Raw genomic sequence first — 18,744 nt, 5'->3', positions numbered from 1 at the left:
TTGATTTTTTGTCACGCCCGGTAGAGTTTACAGCCCATCGGTCGCGGTCCATACTTCCGGGGGTGCGCTGCACCCCTTGGCGAACACGCACAGTGGATCGACCGAAGGGATTTCAATACAATAGCGGCCCAGCTTCGGCTGCATTTCAAATCAAGGGGATAGGTTAACCATGAGCAATATCGAAGAACGCGTCAAGAAAATCGTCGTTGAGCAACTCGGCGTCAAGGAAGAAGACGTCACCAACAGTGCCTCTTTCGTGGACGATCTCGGCGCGGATTCACTGGACACCGTTGAACTGGTGATGGCGCTGGAAGAGGAATTCGAAACCGAAATTCCTGACGAGCAGGCCGAGAAGATCACCACTGTTCAGCAGGCCATCGACTACATCAATGAGCACCTGCCGAACGCCTGATCGGGGATACCAATACCCGTGTTCAACGCCCGTGGCCGCGACCAGTCCCCTGATCGCGGCCACGAGTGCTCAAACCGCTGGTTGTACAGAGTTGAACTTCAAGATTTCACGCCCGGCGTGAAAAAGGGGCAGTAGATTGTCTAAACGGCGCGTAGTCATCACCGGCCTTGGCATCGTCTCGCCGGTCGGATCCACCATCAATACCGCATGGGACAACATCACCGCGGGTCGTAGTGGCATCTCTCCCATCGACGTCTTTGACGCATCCGAGATGCCCGTACGCATCTCCGGGGCGGTCAGGGATTTCAACGCTGACGATTACATTTCACCCAAGGAACAGCGCAAGATGGACACCTTCGTCCATTACGGCATGGCCGCCGGGATCCAGGCCATTCGTGACGCCGGGGTGGAAGTGACCGAGGAGAACGCCGAGCGTATCGGTGTGGCCATCGGTTCGGGTATCGGCGGTCTGCCGTATATCGAGAAGAGCTATGCCGCTTTTCTCAAGGGCGGTGCCCGCAAGATCTCCCCATTTTTCGTGCCCAGCGCCATCATCAATATGGTCGCGGGCAACCTCTCCATCATGTTTGGCCTCAAGGGCCCGAACATCTCCATCGTTTCTGCCTGTGCCACCGGTACGCACAACATCGGTGACGCTGCGCGCATGATCAAGTATGGCGAAGTGGACATGATGGTGGCCGGTGGTGCCGAAATGGCCACCACCCCCCTGGGCATCGGCGGTTTTGCCGCAGCCCGGGCCCTGTCCACGCGCAACGACGACCCCACTCGTGCCAGTCGCCCCTGGGACAAGGACCGCGACGGCTTCGTGCTGGGCGACGGCGCTGGTGTTGTGGTGCTGGAAGACTACGAGCATGCCAAGGCCCGGGGCGCACGCATCTACTGCGAATTGTCCGGCTTCGGCTGGAACTCCGACGCCCACCATATGACCCAGCCTTCCGAGGGTGGCGAGGGTGCGGCAGCCTGCATGCTGCAGGCCCTGAAGGACGCCGGCATCAACCCCGATGAAGTGGATTATGTGAATGCTCATGGCACCTCCACCCCGGCCGGCGACAAGGCTGAGACCATGGCCGTGAAACGTGCCCTGGGTGACCATGCCTACAAGACGGCGGTGAGTTCCACCAAGTCCATGACCGGTCACCTGCTGGGTGCCGCTGGCGGCATCGAGGCGGTCTTCTCGGCGCTGGCCCTGCATCATGGCGTGTTGCCGCCCACCATCAACCTGGATAACCCCGATCCTGCCTGCGATCTGGATTACGTGCCCAACACGGCGCGGGAGACCAATGCCCGGGTGGCTGTCTCCAACTCCTTCGGGTTCGGTGGCACCAACGGTAGCCTGGTCTTCAACAAGCTCTGACTCTCATGCATCACGGTGGTGAGGCACCCCGATGATGAAAGGGACGCTCCGAGCCCCTCTCCCCTGCGGGGAGAGGGGTTGGGATGACCGATGATGCTCGTCAATGGACAGCCCTCCCGCTCCCTGCCGGCGACCGACCGGGGGCTTCACTACGGCGACGGGCTGTTTGAAACCCTGCGGGTGGAGGCGGGCGAGCCCCGGCGATGGTCGCTGCATCTGTCCCGTTTGCGGACGGGCTGTGATCGACTGGGCATCCCGATGCCCGATCCCGAGGTGCTGCTTGACGAGGCCCGCACCGTGATCCAGGGCACCCCCCTCGGGGTGCTCAAGATCACGGTGACTCGTGGCAGCGGCCCCCGGGGCTATCGGCCGCCCCTCCATCCCGAGCCCACACGCATACTGGCCTTCGATTCACGGGCCCGCAACGCGTCCACTGACCGGCATGAGGGCGTGGATGTGCGCCTTTGCAGCATGCGGCTCTCCCGTAACCCGGTGCTGGCCGGCATCAAACACCTGAATCGGCTGGAACAGGTGATGGCCCGGTCTGAATGGTCCGACGAGTATCATGAAGGCCTCATGCTGGATACATCGGGACAGGTAGTGGAGGGCACCATGAGCAATCTTTTCCTGGTCCGGGGCGATGCCCTCGTCACTCCCGACCTGTCACACTGCGGCGTGGCCGGTATCACGCGGGCGCGGGTTCTGGAGATGGCTCGGGCATGGGGGCTGTCCTGCCGGGAGGAACAGGTAGGGCTTGAGGACCTCTGGCAGGCCGATGGGCTGTTCCTGACCAATACCCTCATCGGTCTTTGGCCCGTGCGCTCCCTGGAGGGGCGCGCCATGCCGATGCCGCCGCTCATTGGCCGGCTGCAACAGGCCCTATGACTCCACATCGAGACAGGCTACCCCATGCGAATCCTGATCCTGCTTTTGCTGATGGTCGTGGCCGGGGCCGGCGCGTTGGCCTGGGACTATCAACGGTTTCTGGACACGCCTGCCAACGTCGCGGAAAACAAAGTATTCACCGTGCCCTCCGGAGCCTCGCTGCGGCGCGTGGGCCAGGACCTGGCAGAAGCCGGCATCATCGAGAACGCCCATTACTGGGAGGCGTACGGGCGCATGGAGGGCCAGGCCCAGAGTCTTCGTGCCGGTGAGTACCTGCTCACCCCGGATCTCACGCCCCCGGCGCTGCTGGCCTTGTTCGTGCAGGGGCGCACCCTGCAGTACAGCCTCACCATCCCCGAGGGCTGGAATTTCCGTCAGATGATGCGGGCCATCGCGGCCCACGAGCACATCGAGAACACCCTGGAGCCCGACGACTACGATTCTGTGATGGAACGCCTGGGCAAGCCGGATGCCCACCCCGAGGGTTGGTTCTTTCCGGATACCTACCTCTTTCCCCGTGGCACCACGGATATGGATTTCCTGCGCCGTGCCCATGAACGCATGGAGCGTGCGCTGGCGTCGTCCTGGGAGGCCAGGCAGGAGGATCTGCCGCTGGAGAGCCCCTATGAAGCCTTGATCCTGGCCTCCATCGTCGAGAAGGAGACGGGGCGGGCTGCGGAGCGACCCATGGTGGCGGCAGTCTTCGTGGAGCGCCTGCGCCGTGGCATGCGTTTGCAAACCGACCCCACGGTGATTTACGGCATTGAGCATTTCGATGGCCGCATTCGCCGCCGCGACCTGCGCCTGGATACCCCCTACAACACCTACACCCGCGACGGCCTGCCGCCCACCCCCATCGCCCTGCCAGGGGCGGCCGCGCTGGAAGCCGTGGCCAATCCGGCGGACTCCAGGGCTTTGTTCTTTGTCTCCCGGGGCGATGGCAGTCACCACTTTTCCGAGACCTACCGGGAACATCGCCAGGCGGTGATCAAATACCAGCTCGGTGGTGATGCCAGCCGGTACGGTCGCTGATTGACCAGGATTCATCCCATTGACCACCCAGTCTGATCATTCAACGCAAACCGCGCCCGTGCGCGGGAAATTCATCTGCCTGGAAGGGATCGAGGGGGTGGGCAAGTCCACCCAGGTGCAGGCACTGGCGGACCATCTGACCGGGCGTGGGATCCCCGTGATGACCACCCGCGAGCCTGGCGGCACTCAAATCAGCGAGGCCGTGCGTGAATTGCTTTTGTCGCGGGATTATCCGCCCATGCATGTGGACACGGAGTTGCTGCTGGTGTTTGCCGCCCGGGCCGAGCATCTGCAACGGCGCATCCTGCCCGCGCTGGAGGCCGGCACCTGGGTGATCAGCGACCGTTTCACCGATGCCACCTACGCCTATCAGGGGGGCGGACGAAAGATCGATGTGCAGCGTATTGCTGCCCTGGAGAACTGGGTGCAAGGCGCCTTCCGGCCTGATCTGACGCTGTTTCTGGATGCCTCGGTCGCCACCGGTCTGGCCCGTGCGGCCAAGCGGGGGGAAGCAGACCGTTTCGAGCAGGAGACGCTGTCGTTCTTCGAGCGGGTTCGCTTCATCTATCACACGCGGGTGCAGATGAACCCCGGGCGGTATGCCGTGATCGACGCCGAGCAGTCCCTGGAGCAGGTGAGGGCAGATCTGATCGCCCGGGTGGACGCCCTGGTGGATTTCGGGTGGAACCGGGGGGGCGCATGACCGGTGCGCCGTATCCCTGGCTGGCACCGGCCTGGCAGGCCCTCAAGGAGCAGGTGGATGCCGGGCGCCTGGCCCATGGCCTGCTGTTCACGGGTCCTCAGGGTGTGGGCAAACTGGAGATGGCTCGACGCTTTGCCCAGAGCCTGCTATGCAGCCACCCCGATGCCGAGGGCGCACCCTGTGGGCAGTGCCATGGTTGCCATATGGTACGGGCAGGATCCCATCCGGACCTCACTGAACTGACCATCCCCGAGGGCAAGACCCGGATCCTCGTGGATCAGATCCGCGACCTGGCCGGTTTCATGGGACTGAGCCGCAGTCATGGACGCCATCGCCTGGCCATCATTCATCCGGCGGATGCCATGAACGATGCCTCGGCCAACAGTCTGCTCAAGACTTTGGAAGAACCTTCGGGGGAGGGCGTTCTGATCCTGGTGACGGCCCATCCGGCCCGCCTGCCTGCCACGATCCGCAGTCGCTGTCAGCAGATCAGGTTGCCCATGCCGGATGCTGCCCGGGCGCGGGAATGGCTCGCCGAATCCGTGCCCGGGGAATCCCTGGATATGTTGCTGGCCCTGGGGCAGGGATCACCCCTGCGGGCCCGGAGCCTGGCCGAGGGCGGGGCCCTGGAGGAATGGCAGGCACAGCGACGCGCCCTTCTGGATCTGCTGGGGCGACGGGCATCCCTGGGTAGCCTGGTGGATCGGCTCAAGGATGGGTCCATGATCGAGTGGGTAACCCGCTTGCAGATTCTGGTGGATGACGTGATCCGCTGGCACATGACCGGCGCGGATGACCCCCGGGTCTCGGGCATTGCCCCGCGCGAGGATTTGCAGGCCCTGGCAAAGGCGTTAGACTTGCAGGCATCGTTCCAGCTTCAGCAGCAGTTGCTGGTCTGGCGCCAGGGGCTGGACTCCAACGTGAACACCGTGATGTTCCTGGAGGACATGCTGATCACCTGGCGGGATCTGGCCCGCTCCTGAACCCTCACGCATCGCCTGCCAGACAGGTCCAACCGGGGAGGCCATCGTGGCACCGGGACAAGGTATCCTCTCGCTGTCCATCAAGGACAAGAACTCGCTGTATTCCGCCTACATGCCCTTCGTAAAGAATGGCGGCCTGTTCATTCCCACGCAAAAGCCCTACAAGCTGGGAGATGAGATCTTCATGCTGCTCACACTGATGGAGGAGCGTGAACGCCTGCCCGTGGCGGGCCGAATCATCTGGATCACACCGCCCCGCGCCCAGGGCAACCGAACGCCGGGCATCGGCGTGCAGTTCAATGAACAGGACAATGGCGCCACCCGCAACAAGATCGAAGGCCTGCTGGGCGGCAGTCTGCAGGCCGATCGCCCGACCCATACCATGTAGGATCTCGCACCTTGCTTATCGACTCTCATTGTCATCTGGATCGCATCCACCTCAAGCCCTTTGACGGCGACAGGGACCGCATGATGCAGGCGGCCGCCGAGGCGGGCGTGGATCACATGCTGTGCGTGTGCATCGACATGAACAACTACGCCCAGGTGAAGGATCTGGCCGCTCGTTATGAGCAGGTATCCTGCTCGGTGGGCGTGCATCCCAGTGCCCGTGAGGGGCATGAACCCACCGAAGAGGAACTGGTGGCCATGGCCGATGATCCGGGCGTGGTGGCCATTGGCGAGACGGGGCTGGACTATCACTACAATGAAGGGGATCTGGAGTGGCAGCGGGCGCGTTTCCGTCGCCACCTGCGGGCCGCTCGGGCCGCAGGCAAGCCGGTGATCATTCATACCCGGGACGCGCGTCGGGATACCCTGGATATCCTCAAGGAGGAGGGGGTCCGGGACACCGGTGGTGTGCTGCACTGCTTCACCGAAGACTGGGACACGGCTCACGCCGGGCTGGACATGGGCCTGTATTTGTCGTTTTCCGGCATTGTCACCTTCCGCAATGCCCAGGCCCTGCGGGACGTGGCCCGTCAGGTCCCGGATGATCGTCTGCTGGTGGAGACCGATGCCCCTTACCTGGCCCCGATGCCTTACCGTGGCAAGACCAATCATCCGGCCTGGGTGCGTCATGTGGCCGAGTGCCTGGCGGATGTGCGGGGCGTGCCCCTGGAACGCCTGGCAGAACAGACCACGGCGAACTACGGTCGGTTGTTCGGCGTGCCGGCGCATCGCGCTTCCCGGTCGCTGGCAGGGGTGGGCTGAGTCCCGGAACTAGACTTCGGCGGCACGCTCCACGGCCTGCTCCATGTGGCCGGTGCGGGTGTAGAAATGCGGGGAAAACCGGATCCCGCCGCCACGCAGGGCGCACAGGACGCCTTGTTCCATGAGTCGCTGATAGGTCTTCTCGGCATCCATTCCCTGGCGTCCGAAGGTGACGATGCCCGCCCGACGATCCGCCTGCACGGGTGAATACACGTCGAATTTGCTGGCTCGAAGCAGATCGATGAGGTATTCCACGTTGCGTGACAGGGCATCGGCCACGAACTCCATGCCCGTCTCCTCGAACAATGACAGGCTGGCCTCCAGGGCATGGATGCCCAGCATGTTGGGGCTGCCGCATTCAAAACGCCGGGCAGAGCGGGCCGGCTCCCAGTCCAGGCGATCGAAATTGCCCATATCTTCCACCATGTGCCAGCCAAATTGCTGCAGCGTGAGTTGATTCCGCAGGCGCTCGGCGCAATAGAACACGGCGATGCCCTCCGGCCCCAGGAGCCATTTGTGGGCATCGGCCGCCAGGAAATCCGCCTGGCAGTCCTGTACATCCAGGGGGAGGGCGCCCAGTTGCTGGATGGCATCCACGCAGAACAGCACACCCCGATGATGGCAGGCGCTGCCCAGACGGTTCAGGTCCATGCGCAGGCCGCTGGCATATTGCACGGCGCTCACGCTGAGCAGGCGCGTGCGCCGGTCCATGGCGCCCAGCAGGGCAGCCTCCGGGTCGGAGGCTTTCGACAGGTCCACCAGCCGGGTTTCCACCCCCAAGCGCTCCAGTGACTGCCAGACGATGCGGTTGGAAGGGAACTCCTGAAGGGGGCAGACCACGTTGTCTCCCGCTTTCCAGGGCAGGCCGTGTGCCACCACGGACAGGGCCTCGGAGGTGTTCTTGAGCAGGCCGATGTCATCCACGGAAGCGGCATGGATGAGCCGTTGCAGCCGCTCCCGCAGACGTTTTTCCACCTTCAGCCATTGCAGGTAGTGGCGGGAACCCAGTCGGGTGTTTTCCTCCGCGAAGGCGGCCACGGCACGCTGCGTGCGCACGGGCCATGGGCCGACGGCGGCGTGGTTCAAATGCAGGATGTCGTCGGCCAGGGGGAATTCCGGGTGCATGTCGATCCTCGGTTTTTGGGGCGGTTTGCTTTTGCGCATTAGTGTTTGTTATATTCGAAAAGCTTTGCCCCCTTAGAATTTTGTCATTCAAGCCGCCTTCATGCGCGGCCTCCTCGGAGAGCAGGGCTGGCACGCCTGCGGCGCCCGTTCTTCGTCACGCTAGATCCAAGATCCCTTTTTCAGCATCTTGATCTGATCACAGAATCGGAGGCGTCTATGAATTCTGTCCTCAACTTTTATCGACACGAAGAATTGCGGGAGATCGAAGCCCGGGCCTTCAAAGTCCTCACCGACCGTAATCTTGACCAGATTCCGGCCCTGGATCGTCTGTCCGACGAGTGCCGCTTCGAGATGAAGGTGGTAGCCAGTGTTCTGCCGTTTCGTGTCAATGAGTACATCATAGAGGAATTGATCGACTGGGATCAGGTCCCCGATGACCCAATCTACCAGTTGACTTTCCCGCAGCGCGACATGCTCGAGCCCGAGGCCTTCGAGCGCATGGCCGAATTGCATCGTCGCGGTGCGGATCGTACCGAGATCGTGGCACTGGCCCGTGAACTGCGCGAAGAACTGAACCCGCATCCGGCGGGGCAGATGGAAATGAACCGCCCGGAACTGGATGGAGAGCCCTTGCAGGGCCTGCAGCACAAGTACCGCGAGACAGTGCTGTTCTTCCCCAGTCAGGGGCAGACCTGCCACGCCTACTGCACCTTCTGTTTCCGTTGGGCGCAGTTCGTGGGGGACAAGAGCCTGCGCATTGCTTCCAACCAGGCCAGCGACATGCTGGGCTATCTGCGTGTCAACCCCGAGGTGAGCGATATTCTCATCACCGGCGGCGACCCGATGGTGATGAAGACCAAGCATCTGGCCCAGTACCTGGAACCGCTGATGGGGCCCGAGTTCGAGCATGTGCAGACCGTGCGCATCGGCACCAAGGCGCTGACCTTCTGGCCCCATCGCTTTGTGAGCGATGCCGATGCGGATGATCTGGTGATGCTGCTGGAGCGCCTGGTGAAGGCGGGCAAGCATGTGGCCATCATGGCCCATTACAATCACTGGCGGGAGATGGACACCCCGATCGCCCGCGAGGCCATCCGTCGCCTGCGTGCCACCGGCGCCGAGATCCGCAGTCAGGGTCCGCTGCTGGCGAACATCAATGATGACCCGGCTGTGTGGGCGCGCATGTGGGAGCAGCAGGTACGCCTGGGGATCATTCCGTATTACATGTTCGCCGAGCGCGATACCGGTGCTCGTCGGTACTTCGAGGTGCCGCTGGCCCGTGCCTGGGAGATCTACCGGGATGCCATGAAACAGGTGTCCGGCCTGGGCCGCACGGCCCGTGGGCCCTCCATGAGCGCCGGCCCCGGCAAGGTGGAAATCCAGGGTGTCACCGAGATTCACGGCGAGAAGGTGTTCGTGCTGCGCTTCATCCAGGGGCGCAATCCGGAATGGGTGCAACGCCCGTTCTTCGCCCGCTATGATGAAGAGGCCACCTGGCTGAATCATCTCAAGCCGGCCTTTGGCGAAGAGAAGTTCTTCTTCGAGGATGAGTACGAGGCCATGCAGGCAGGGCAGGCCTGACGCCGATCGTCCGGCTTTCTGGAATGAGCAGGTAAGGGCAGGGCCGCGAGCAATCGCGGCCCTTTCTGGTTTTGGCACCGGGGTGAAACGATGAACAACGAAACCATCAAGCAACGCGATCTGGCGGTGGTCTGGCATCCGTGCACGCAGATGAAGGATCACGAACATCTCCCGCTCACGCCAATTCGGCGGGGGGAGGGGGTCTGGCTGGAGGATTTTGACGGGAATAGGTATATCGATGCCGTCAGTTCCTGGTGGGTGAACCTGTTCGGTCATGCCAATCCGGTGATCAACCAGGCCATTCGGGATCAGCTGGATCAGTTGGAGCATGTGATCCTGGCCGGCTTCAGTCATGAGCCGGTGGTGAAGCTCTCCGAGCGCCTGGTGCAGATCACGCCGCCCGGTCTGAGCCGCTGTTTTTATGCGGACAGCGGTTCGGCGGCAGTGGAGGTGGCCCTGAAGATGAGCTTTCATTACTGGCTCAACACGGGGCAGGGGGGCAAGACGCGGTTCATCTGCCTGACCAACAGCTACCATGGCGAGACCCTGGGGGCCCTGGCGGTGGGCGATGTGCCGCTTTACAAGGCCACCTATGGTCCGCTGCTCATGGAGCCCATCCCGGTGACTGCGCCGGACTGCTACGAGCGGGAACCGGGCGAGACCTGTGAGCAGGTGGCCGAGCGTCGTTTTCAGGCCATGGAGGAGACCCTGGCGCGCCATGCCCATGAAACCTGTGCGGTGATCGTGGAGCCGTTGGTGCAGTGTGCGGGCCATATGCGCATGTACCATCCCCGGTATCTGGAGCTCTTGCGGGAGGCCTGTGATCGGCATGGGGTGCATCTCATTGCCGATGAGATTGCGGTGGGATTCGGGCGCACGGGGACGATGTTTGCCTGTGAGCAGGCGAACATCACGCCGGATTTCATGTGTCTGTCCAAGGGGCTGACCGGGGGCTATCTGCCGTTGTCGGTGGTGCTCACCAACGACACTGTGTACCAGGCCTTTTACGATGATTACACCAAGCTGAATGCCTTTTTGCATTCTCATTCCTATACGGCCAATCCGCTGGCCTGCACGGCGGCGCTGGCAACGCTGGATCTGTTCGAGCGGGATGATGTGTTGGGCAACAACCGGCGCCTGGCTCAGGTGATGCGGGAGTCCCTGGCGCCGCTGGCGGATCATCCGCATGTTGGGGACGTGCGCCAGCACGGGATGATCGCGGCGGTGGAGATGGTCAGGGACAAGGCCACCCGGGAGGCGTATCCCTGGCAGGAGCGTCGTGGCCTGATTGCCTATCAGCATGCGCTCAAGCGTGGTGCCTTGCTGCGGCCGTTGGGGAATGTGGCTTACATGATGCCGCCTTATGTGATCACCGAGGAGCAGATCCGGTTTCTGGCTGAGGTGATGGCTGAGGGGATTGATCTGGCGACTGCTGCTGGTTGAGTGATTTTTGCCTGGGTGCCTGGGTGCCTGGTTGGCCTCTGTGGGTGGCCTCGTTTTGGTTCGGGGTGGGGGTCAGTCTCCGGGGGCAAATTCCTTACAGCGGGACGCCGTGAATACGTCCATGTAGGCTCTGCAGCCGCTTCCTGCGGCTGAAGCCCGCTTACAGGAATCCGCCCCCGGAGACTGACCGGACGCTGTGGGGGCGCTGTTTGCGGGATGTGTGCAGGATGTCTGGTGTGTGTGGTTGTGTGGTTTGGGCGGCCTGTGGGAGCGGGCCTGCCCGCGAAAGCGGCGGGCACTTGGCATCTCCTGGGCGCTGTTGGCGCAGCGCATCGCCGGCAGGCCGGCTCCCACGGGTATATATTGGTTCGCATAATGTATATTATGTTAAATAATGTACTTCTCATGGAAGAACCCTCCAGGCCTAAGCCACAAAAAACAAACTCAAACCTGCCGCGTATCCTTCCAGAGCCGCGTCTGCGACTCGTTGTCGATGTCCCATTCCTCCAGGGAGAATTGCTTGTCTCCCGTTTCCAGCAGGATCCAGCTCATGAAGTCAGCCACGCGCTCCGGCGGCTGGAGCTGGCCTTCGGTCTTCAGGCGACGGAATCGTTCCACGCCGGGGAATCTTTGCTCGTCCGTTTCCCGGATCTGCTGCTGCATGGGGGTATCCACCACGCCCGGGCGCACGCTGCCCACGTGGATGCTCCGGCTACCCAACTCCTCCCTCAGACACTGGTACAGCATGTAAAGCGCCGCCTTGGAGGCGCAATAACCGCCCCAACCATTCAGGCTGCGGTGGGCAGCGCCCGATGAGACATGCAGGATGCGTCCATCCTCAGCCAGGTACGGTAGCAAAGCCTGGGTGAGAAACAGCGGACCCTCCACGTTCACGGCCTGCTGGTAACGCCAGTCATCCAGGCTGACCTCGCTCAAGGCACCCACGGGTTCCAGCACGGCAGCGTTATGAACCAGGGCGTGAATGGTGCCTTGAGCGGCAGCGGCCAGGGCGATTGCGTCTCGACCTGCAGGCGTTGAGACATCAGCGACGGCCACCTGGATGGACTCCGGGGCCTTGGCGCGGGTCTCTTCCAGGGCATCGGCCCGGCGGCCAATGGCGATGACGCGCCCCCCACGACTCGCCAGGTCCCAGGCAAGGGCCCTGCCCATGCCACTGCCTGCTCCAGTGACCACTGTCCAACCCTTTCTTCGTCCTGGCATGGCTGCCCCCTGTCGCATCCTGGATGCGGGAATGTCTGTAAGCGCCCATAATACACCCCCCATTGATTCACGATCCAAGCCCCGGAGACCCAAGGGAACCATGGATAAGACTTCGCTCGACCAGGCTGCACTTGATTACCACCTCCTTCCTACCCCCGGAAAGATCTCAGTGGTGCCCACCAAGGGGCTGACCAACCAGCGGGATCTGGCCCTCGCCTATTCCCCCGGCGTGGCAGCTGCCTCCAGGGCCATTGCCGCAGACCCCAGCGAGGCCGGCAGGCTGACCGCACGGGCGAATCTGGTGGGCGTGGTGACCAATGGCACTGCGGTGCTGGGTCTGGGGGCCGTGGGGCCTCTGGCCGCCAAGCCTGTGATGGAAGGCAAGGCGGTACTGTTCAAGAAGTTTGCCAATATCGATGTGTTCGACATCGAGTTGAACGAGAACAACCCAGACAAGCTGGTGGACATCATCGCTGCCATGGAGCCCACCTTTGGAGGTATCAATCTCGAGGATATCAAGGCGCCGGAGTGTTTCTACATCGAAAGCCGGCTGCGCGAGCGGATGAACATTCCGGTGTTTCACGATGACCAGCATGGCACGGCCATCGTCGTGGCCGCGGCGGTGCTCAATGCCATGCAGCTCTCAGGCAAGGATCTGAGCAACGTCAAACTGGTGACCTCCGGGGCCGGGGCTGCGGCCCTCGCCTGCCTGGATCTGCTGGTCACCCTGGGGCTGCCCCTGGATAACATCTGGGTTACGGACATCCATGGGGTGCTCTACAAGGGCCGCCCTGAGGAAATGGATACTATCAAGCAACGCTTTGCCCAGGCCACGGATGCCCGCTCACTGGGCGAGGTCATGGAAGGTGCCGATATCTTCCTGGGGCTCTCTGCGGGCGGTGTGCTCAAGAAGGACATGGTGGCGCGAATGGCGCCCAACCCGCTGATCATGGCCCTGGCCAACCCGGATCCGGAGATCCTCCCCGAGGAGGTGCTGGAGGTGCGTCAGGATGCCGTGATGGCCACGGGGCGTTCCGACTATCCCAACCAGGTGAACAATGTTCTGTGTTTCCCCTTCATCTTCCGGGGGGCTCTGGATGTGGGCGCCCGTACCATCACCGATGAGATGAAGGTGGCGGCAGTCAAGGCCCTGGCGGAACTGGCCCGGGCCGAACCTTCCGAAGTGGTGGCCAAGGCCTATGGGGATGAAGGCCTTCGATTCGGGCCTTCCTATCTGATCCCCAAACCCTTTGACCCCCGCTTGATCGTCAAGATTGCCCCCATGGTGGCCAAGGCCGCCATGGATTCGGGGGTGGCCACGGCGCCCATCGAGGAGTTGTGGACCTATCGGGATCATCTCAACAACTTCGTCTATCAGTCCGGTTTCGTCATGAAGCCGGTGTTTGCCGCCGCCAAGGCGGCGCCGCGTCGGGTGATTTATCCCGAGGGTGAGGACGAGCGGGTGCTGCGTGCCGTGCAGACGGTGCTCGAGGAGGGACTGGCGCATCCGGTGGTCATCGGCCGCCCCGAGGTGATTCAGTCACGCATCGAGCGCATTGGCCTGCAACTGACGCCGGGCAAGGATTTCGAGCTGATCAACCCGGATTCCGATCCCCGCTTCCGGGACTTCTGGTCGGATTATCACAGCATCATGGGGCGTCGCGGGGTCACGCCGGATGTGGCCAAGCACCGCATCCGCAGCAACAACACCCTGATCGGCAGCATGCTGGTCCGCAATGGGGAGGCAGACGCCATGATCTGCGGCATGGTGGGTCAGCACGCCTACCATCTCAAGCATGTCAGCGATGTGATCGGCCTGGCCCCGGAGGTGCGCACTTTTGCCACCATGAACCTGTTGATGCTGCCCCATCGCACCCTGTTCATCTGCGATACGTACGTCAACGAGAACCCGGATGCCCAGACCCTGGCAGAGATCACCCTGATGGCCGCCGAAGAAGTGCGCAATTTCGGGCTCACGCCCAAGGTGGCCCTGGTCTCCCACTCCAATTTTGGCAGTGTGGAATCGGAAACCGCCCGCAAGATGAGTCGGGCCCGGGATATCCTGGAGCGTATGGATCCCAACCTGGAGGTGGATGGAGAGATGCATGCCGATGCTGCCCTCAAGGAAGAGATCCGCAATCGTCTGTTCCAGCACTGTCGCCTCAAGGGTGAGGCCAATCTGCTGGTGATGCCCAATATCGATGCCGCCAACATTGCCTTCAATCTGCTCAAGGCCTCCAGTGGCGAGGGTGTCAGCGTGGGCCCGATCCTGCTCGGCGCCGCCCGTCCGGTGCATATCCTCACCGAAACGGCCTCGGTGCGTCGTCTGGTGAACATGACGGCCCTGGCGGTGGTGGACGCCAACCAGTATGAAAAACGCGAGGGCGAGCGGCGCTACGACATCACGCCACAGCGAACCGGCTAGGATCGCCGGGCGGTTGAGTCATCCGGGTGGTGGTGCCGGTCTGATGGGTGCGTCTATACTATATGGATGAACAGTATTTGAGGCTTCCCCATGCCCACTCCCCAACAGGGCCAACTTGTGTTGCCGGGCATCCCGCCTGCGCCGCCTGGCCGGTTGCGAACCGCATCCCCGGTGCGCGCCGGCGATGGCCCCGGGGGGGCTCCCGGGCCTGAAGCCTCTTCATCCAGACCAGAGGCTCCAACGGTGCCTCGCCCGGATCTCTGGCTGGCCCTGTATTTCCCTCATCTCTGCCTGGACCTGATCCACCAGTCGGGAGAGGCCGTGGCCGATCCTCTGGTCATCATCGAGGAGAAAGGCAGGCAGCAGTGGGTCCATGCCGCCAATCGTCGTGCCCGGCAACGCGGCATCCATCCTTTGATGTCCCTGGCGGCCGCCCTGCCCCTGTGCCGGGAATTGATCACCCTGCCCCGTCATCTCTTTGCAGAGCAGCAGGCCCTGGAAACGCTGGCGGGTTGGGGGCTGCAATTCACCGACCATGTGCATCAGCCGCCGGGTGAGCCGTTGATCCTGTTGGAGATCGGGCGCAGCCTGCGTCTGTTCGGGGGTGTGGAGGCCCTGCGGGGGCGGATCCTGGAGGCGCTCGGCCCCCTGGATTTTCAGGTGCGAGCAGGGATCGCCCCCTGCCCCTCCGCTGCCCGCCTGCTGGCGCGATGGGCACCGGGGACAACGGTCACGGATGGCGATGCCCTGCTGCGTCTGCTTCGGAAGGCCCCGCTGGAAACCCTTGAAGATGACCCCAAACGCCAGGAAAGATTGAGAGGATTGGGGGTGCGCACACTGGGAGATCTGCTCCGGCTGCCCCGTGATGGCCTGGCCCGGCGTCTGGGGCCGGAGCTCTTGCGGGAACTGGATCGACTGCGTGGATGGTCGCCAGACCCCCTTCCCCGGTTCAATCCACCGGCCCGCTTTGAGCACACCCGGCATCTGCCCTTCGAGATGGACGGGCATCACCCTCTGCTCCCGATCCTGGAGTCGTTGCTGCAGATGCTGGCTGGCTGGTTGCGGGGACGGGGTCTGGGCGTGGGCCGTCTGCGGGTGGCATTGCATCATCACCGGAGGGCCTCCACGCCGCTGCAGGTGGGGCTGTTGGCTCCCAGCCGGGATGCAGAACACCTGTTGGAGGTCTGCCGGGAGGTGTTGGAGCGTACTGTCCTTGAGGCCACGGTCACAGCCCTGACCGTGTCGGCACAGGATCTGTCGCGGTTGGCTCACCATCAGGGCCAGACCCTGTTCACCACCGGGGCTGAACAGCAGGCAGACCTGCGACAACTACTGGAACGTCTGCGGGCCCGTCTGGGCGAGGATGCGGTCAAGAGGTTGGCCTGCGTGGCGGATCATCGTCCTGAACGGGCCTGGTATTCCATGAAGATGGGCATTGGCGAGGAGGGCCATGGCGGCCAGGTGCACCCATCCACGGGGGCGCGTCCCGTCTGGTTACTGGATCCCCCCATGGCACCCCCCTGCCCTATAACCCCTGTGGAGACGGATGAGCGCATCGAGTCGGGCTGGTGGGATGACGGGGATGTCAGGCGGGACTATGTGCGTGCTTCCACGCCCGCCGGACAGAGCCTCTGGCTGTATCGGGATCTGCGCAACCCGGACGGGATATGGTATCTACAGGGGTTGTTTGGTTGAAGCGCCACACAAGCGCGGCCAACGACGCCTCAACGGAACGACGCCTCAACGGGGGGAATCATCCTGATGATGGGCGTCCTGAATCTGCTGTGACCGGTCGGCCGCATCCTTGATGTCCTGCACCATCCTGAGGCGGCTGTTCTCCGGGAAGGGGTATTCCATGTAGCGGGCGGCGGCACGGGCCACCTCCTGGCCGTGGAAACGCAACACCAGTTGCAGGGCCATGTCGATGCCGGCAGAGATGCCCGCGGAGGTGATCACCGAGCCGGCATCCACCACGAACTCATCCTCCACCACCATGACATCCGGGAAATACTCCCGCATCCAGTCCAGCGAACGCCAGTGTGTGGTGGCGCGCAGCCCCTCCAGCAGGCCCGCCTGCCCCAGCAACATGGAACCGGTGCATACTCCGGCCAGCAGGGACAGTCCATCGGACTGTTGCCGCAACCATTCCATCAGCCGGATGTTGCTGATCTCCCGCCGTGCCCCCCGTCCGCCGGGAACCACCAGGATGTCCAGGTCCGGGCAGTCCTCGAAATCATGATGAGGCACCACCATCATGCCCCCGGTCGTCGTGACCACCTGCTTGTGCTCGGCGATCAGGCGGATATCGAAGGGGGAATCGGTTTCGGCCCTTCGAGCCTCGTCCAGGCGCGTGGTGGAGAACACCTCGAAGGGGCCGGCAAAGTCCAGAACTTCTACCTGGTCGAAGACCAGGATGCCGACAAGTGTGCTGCGGTTACCTTTGTCGCTCATCAGTAGATTCCTTGACGCTGCCCGCGCCAGAACGGATCCAGGCCCGGACAAGAACGAAAAAATTTTCGTTGAATCTACTACATCCAGGCAGGTTTTGGCTTCTATTTCGGTGCCTTTCCCGCTTAATTTTCAAGGAAATCATGACTCTGGGGGTCCTCGGAGATATCGCTGACCTGAATGAACCACCCTCCGCGCAGTGAATTGGGTTGTTGCACTGCACAAAAATCTGCGCTATGCTGCATCGCAACAAGGTCAGGAATTCACCTGCCTTAACCACAGAAAGACAGGAGATTTGCCATGTACAACGATATCTTTGTCAGTGCCCAAGAGCAGTTTGACAAGCTGGCGGCTCCGGCACGCAAGTTCAACAACGTCACCCTTGACCATATGGCCAAGCTGGTGGACTACCAGATCAGCATGTTCCGCAGCTACTCCGAAGTAGCCATTGAGCAGATGCGTGCCATGCAGACCGTCAGCGATTCGCAGAGCCTTCAGGCCTATGTGAGCGCTCAAAGCGAAGCCGCCAAGTCCCTGAGCGAAAAGGTTGCCAAGGACACCACCGAGCTGGTCGAACTGCAGCGCGGCTACGCCGAAGAAGTGCAGAAGCTGGGTGAAGAGAGTGTTGCCACCGTCTCCAACCTGGACGCTGCCAAGAAGAGCGCCGCTCGCAAGAGCGCCTGAACTTCGGAAGGCTGAGTAATCCGACGCCCCTACCAGGGGCATCGGCAAAAAAAACGCCCCCACTCGGGTCTTCCGGGTGGGGGCGTTTTTTTGTCCCGATGAAACATCCGGTGCGCTAGCGTGCCGGCACCGGGCTGCCACTGCTGCGATGCATCTGGAAGAACACCCCTTCCCAGACGGTCATCAGCGTATCCTCATCCTTGACGAACAGCGTACTGCCCCGCTCCAGTGGATTGTCATAACAGGTGATCTCAATGCGGGTGATGTCGTCATCCGCCAGACCGACCTGGCCTGGCTCCACCCCGAACTCCTCCATGAATGTCTCGGCATCCAGGGACTGATGCTCGTAGCGGGGCTTGAGGCACTGCATGTCTTCGAAACGGGCAATGTGCTTTGAATAAACACCGCGACTGCCCAGGATGCTTTCGGCCGCTTCCGCAGACATTTCGGCGGTGTCCGGTGCGGAGAAGTTATCCACGTCCCATACACCATGGTGGCGGGTATCCTCCTCGTGTCGATCACAGGCCCCCAGGATCAGTACCAGACCCAGTAACCACAGTGACTTGAATCGGTGAAGTGACTTTTTTTCAGCAACCTGCACGCCCTTGTTTCTCCATCTTGTGAACCCATTTTTGTCTTGCCGCATCATTCATCCCCTCAACCATCCCAATCAGGTTCTCGCGCATGGGGCCGATGCCCGCAAAGCCGAGAATATTGTGTTCAAAGCTTCTCAATCCGTGTGCCCGGTAATACCAGCGGTAGATCAGGGCCGGCATGGCCATGGTGACCACGATCCGGGCGGATTTGCCCTTGAGTACCCCCTTGCCCAGCTCATTGACGGCAAACCCGGGACGGAAGGCCTGCTCAAGAAACCCCTTGAGTAACGCGGGCATGGTACCCATCCAGATCGGATAAATGAACACCAGGTGTTCGGCCCCGGCCAGGGCGCTCTGGGCCTGGGCGATATCATCGGGAACCGGACCACCGTGAAATTCTGCCCGGCTACGCAGGAGTGGGAATTCCAATTGTGCCACGTCGATGACCTGTATCGCATGCCCTGATTGTGCGGCGCCCCGAAGGTAGGCATCAGCCAGGACGTGGCAAAAGTGCCCGCCTTGCGGATCCGGATGCCCCTGGATCAACGTGATGTGTTTCACCTGAGCCATGCCCCTGGTTGCCGTGTCGCTGAAGATTAGCAGATTGGAGATGGGGTGGTTC

Annotated in this window: 18 protein-coding genes; 13 read left to right on the top strand and 5 right to left on the bottom strand. The window is 62.3% G+C overall.

Annotation, left to right across the window (positions count from 1 at the left end):
- Positions 1–169: 169 nt before the first annotated feature.
- From acpP to ECTHA_RS0101635, 8 genes are all read left to right on the top strand, one after another.
- Positions 170–412, top strand: a complete 243-nt coding sequence (acpP, locus tag ECTHA_RS0101670) for an acyl carrier protein (protein ID WP_025281709.1) — start codon at positions 170–172, stop codon at positions 410–412.
- Between the two features lie 136 nt (positions 413–548).
- A complete protein-coding gene (gene fabF / locus ECTHA_RS0101665; RefSeq protein ID WP_025281708.1) occupies positions 549–1,787 on the top strand; it encodes a beta-ketoacyl-ACP synthase II in 1,239 nt (412 codons plus the stop codon).
- Positions 1,788–1,877: 90 nt separating this feature from the next.
- Entirely contained in the window at positions 1,878–2,672 is a 795-nt protein-coding gene (pabC, locus tag ECTHA_RS0101660; protein ID WP_025281707.1) for an aminodeoxychorismate lyase, read from the top strand.
- Positions 2,673–2,696: 24 nt separating this feature from the next.
- Positions 2,697–3,704, top strand: a complete 1,008-nt coding sequence (gene mltG, locus ECTHA_RS0101655) for an endolytic transglycosylase MltG (protein WP_025281706.1) — start codon at positions 2,697–2,699, stop codon at positions 3,702–3,704.
- A 19-nt stretch (positions 3,705–3,723) separates the two neighbouring features.
- Positions 3,724–4,407 (top strand): dTMP kinase, encoded by a 684-nt coding sequence (gene tmk, locus ECTHA_RS0101650; RefSeq protein ID WP_203225264.1) that lies wholly within the window; start codon positions 3,724–3,726, stop codon positions 4,405–4,407.
- Entirely contained in the window at positions 4,404–5,390 is a 987-nt protein-coding gene (holB, locus tag ECTHA_RS0101645; protein WP_025281704.1) for a DNA polymerase III subunit delta', read from the top strand. Before tmk ends, holB begins: the two co-directional genes overlap by 4 nt.
- 46 nt (positions 5,391–5,436) lie before the next feature.
- Positions 5,437–5,778, top strand: coding sequence for a PilZ domain-containing protein (locus ECTHA_RS0101640; RefSeq protein WP_025281703.1), 342 nt, complete (start codon positions 5,437–5,439; stop codon positions 5,776–5,778).
- An 11-nt stretch (positions 5,779–5,789) separates the two neighbouring features.
- Positions 5,790–6,599 carry a TatD family hydrolase gene (locus tag ECTHA_RS0101635; protein WP_025281702.1) on the top strand — a complete coding sequence of 270 codons (810 nt, stop codon included), beginning with the start codon at positions 5,790–5,792 and terminating at the stop codon, positions 6,597–6,599.
- Positions 6,600–6,608: 9 nt separating this feature from the next.
- Here the strand turns inward: ECTHA_RS0101635 and ECTHA_RS0101630 are convergent, their stop codons facing one another.
- Positions 6,609–7,724, bottom strand: a complete 1,116-nt coding sequence (locus tag ECTHA_RS0101630; RefSeq protein WP_025281701.1) for an aminotransferase class V-fold PLP-dependent enzyme — start codon at positions 7,722–7,724, stop codon at positions 6,609–6,611.
- A gap of 216 nt (positions 7,725–7,940) precedes the next feature.
- On the opposite strand from ECTHA_RS0101630, the gene ECTHA_RS0101625 reads away from it, so the two are divergent.
- Together ECTHA_RS0101625 and ECTHA_RS0101620 are read left to right on the top strand one after the other, a co-directional pair.
- Positions 7,941–9,305, top strand: coding sequence for a KamA family radical SAM protein (locus ECTHA_RS0101625; protein WP_025281700.1), 1,365 nt, complete (start codon positions 7,941–7,943; stop codon positions 9,303–9,305).
- 90 nt (positions 9,306–9,395) lie between these two features.
- The gene (locus ECTHA_RS0101620) at positions 9,396–10,748 is read left to right on the top strand and encodes an adenosylmethionine--8-amino-7-oxononanoate transaminase (RefSeq protein ID WP_025281699.1); all 1,353 of its coding nucleotides are present in this window, start codon (positions 9,396–9,398) and stop codon (positions 10,746–10,748) included.
- A gap of 444 nt (positions 10,749–11,192) precedes the next feature.
- Here ECTHA_RS0101620 and ECTHA_RS0101615 read toward each other — a convergent pair whose 3' ends face one another.
- A complete protein-coding gene (locus tag ECTHA_RS0101615; protein ID WP_026623457.1) occupies positions 11,193–11,969 on the bottom strand; it encodes an SDR family oxidoreductase in 777 nt (258 codons plus the stop codon).
- A 100-nt stretch (positions 11,970–12,069) separates the two neighbouring features.
- On the opposite strand from ECTHA_RS0101615, the gene ECTHA_RS0101610 reads away from it, so the two are divergent.
- Positions 12,070–14,394, top strand: coding sequence for an NADP-dependent malic enzyme (locus tag ECTHA_RS0101610; protein ID WP_025281697.1), 2,325 nt, complete (start codon positions 12,070–12,072; stop codon positions 14,392–14,394).
- A 243-nt stretch (positions 14,395–14,637) separates the two neighbouring features.
- A complete protein-coding gene (locus ECTHA_RS16550) occupies positions 14,638–16,089 on the top strand; it encodes a Y-family DNA polymerase (protein WP_025281696.1) in 1,452 nt (483 codons plus the stop codon).
- 45 nt (positions 16,090–16,134) lie between these two features.
- On the opposite strand, the gene ECTHA_RS16545 is transcribed toward ECTHA_RS16550, so the two are convergent.
- Complete coding sequence (locus ECTHA_RS16545) at positions 16,135–16,845, bottom strand: DJ-1/PfpI family protein (RefSeq protein ID WP_025281695.1); 711 nt, start codon at positions 16,843–16,845, stop codon at positions 16,135–16,137.
- 297 nt (positions 16,846–17,142) lie between these two features.
- On the opposite strand from ECTHA_RS16545, the gene ECTHA_RS0101595 reads away from it, so the two are divergent.
- Positions 17,143–17,526: a phasin family protein gene (locus ECTHA_RS0101595; protein WP_025281694.1), complete on the top strand. Its 384-nt coding sequence runs from the start codon at positions 17,143–17,145 to the stop codon at positions 17,524–17,526.
- Positions 17,527–17,641: 115 nt separating this feature from the next.
- Here the strand turns inward: ECTHA_RS0101595 and ECTHA_RS0101590 are convergent, their stop codons facing one another.
- Positions 17,642–18,127 (bottom strand): hypothetical protein, encoded by a 486-nt coding sequence (locus ECTHA_RS0101590; RefSeq protein ID WP_025281420.1) that lies wholly within the window; start codon positions 18,125–18,127, stop codon positions 17,642–17,644.
- Positions 18,114–18,683 (bottom strand): NAD(P)H-dependent oxidoreductase, encoded by a 570-nt coding sequence (locus ECTHA_RS0101585; RefSeq protein WP_203225332.1) that lies wholly within the window; start codon positions 18,681–18,683, stop codon positions 18,114–18,116. The genes ECTHA_RS0101590 and ECTHA_RS0101585 overlap by 14 nt, the downstream gene beginning before the upstream one ends.
- Between the last annotated feature and the right edge of the window lie 61 nt (positions 18,684–18,744).

This window comes from Ectothiorhodospira haloalkaliphila ATCC 51935 (assembly GCF_000633935.1).
GTDB lineage: Bacteria > Pseudomonadota > Gammaproteobacteria > Ectothiorhodospirales > Ectothiorhodospiraceae > Ectothiorhodospira > Ectothiorhodospira haloalkaliphila.
The sequence above is the reverse complement of the archived record's forward strand: the minus strand, read 5'-3'. Positions and strand labels throughout refer to the sequence as shown.

Coding starts and splice junctions, on each gene's coding strand:
- ECTHA_RS0101615 (WP_026623457.1), bottom strand. CDS start 11,969: ATGCCAGGACGAAGAAAGGGTTGGACAGTGGTCACTGGAGCAGGCAGT.
- ECTHA_RS0101610 (WP_025281697.1), top strand. CDS start 12,070: ATGGATAAGACTTCGCTCGACCAGGCTGCACTTGATTACCACCTCCTT.
- holB (WP_025281704.1), top strand. CDS start 4,404: ATGACCGGTGCGCCGTATCCCTGGCTGGCACCGGCCTGGCAGGCCCTC.
- ECTHA_RS0101620 (WP_025281699.1), top strand. CDS start 9,396: ATGAACAACGAAACCATCAAGCAACGCGATCTGGCGGTGGTCTGGCAT.
- ECTHA_RS0101595 (WP_025281694.1), top strand. CDS start 17,143: ATGTACAACGATATCTTTGTCAGTGCCCAAGAGCAGTTTGACAAGCTG.
- pabC (WP_025281707.1), top strand. CDS start 1,878: ATGATGCTCGTCAATGGACAGCCCTCCCGCTCCCTGCCGGCGACCGAC.
- ECTHA_RS0101630 (WP_025281701.1), bottom strand. CDS start 7,724: ATGCACCCGGAATTCCCCCTGGCCGACGACATCCTGCATTTGAACCAC.
- ECTHA_RS16545 (WP_025281695.1), bottom strand. CDS start 16,845: ATGAGCGACAAAGGTAACCGCAGCACACTTGTCGGCATCCTGGTCTTC.
- ECTHA_RS0101625 (WP_025281700.1), top strand. CDS start 7,941: ATGAATTCTGTCCTCAACTTTTATCGACACGAAGAATTGCGGGAGATC.
- mltG (WP_025281706.1), top strand. CDS start 2,697: ATGCGAATCCTGATCCTGCTTTTGCTGATGGTCGTGGCCGGGGCCGGC.
- acpP (WP_025281709.1), top strand. CDS start 170: ATGAGCAATATCGAAGAACGCGTCAAGAAAATCGTCGTTGAGCAACTC.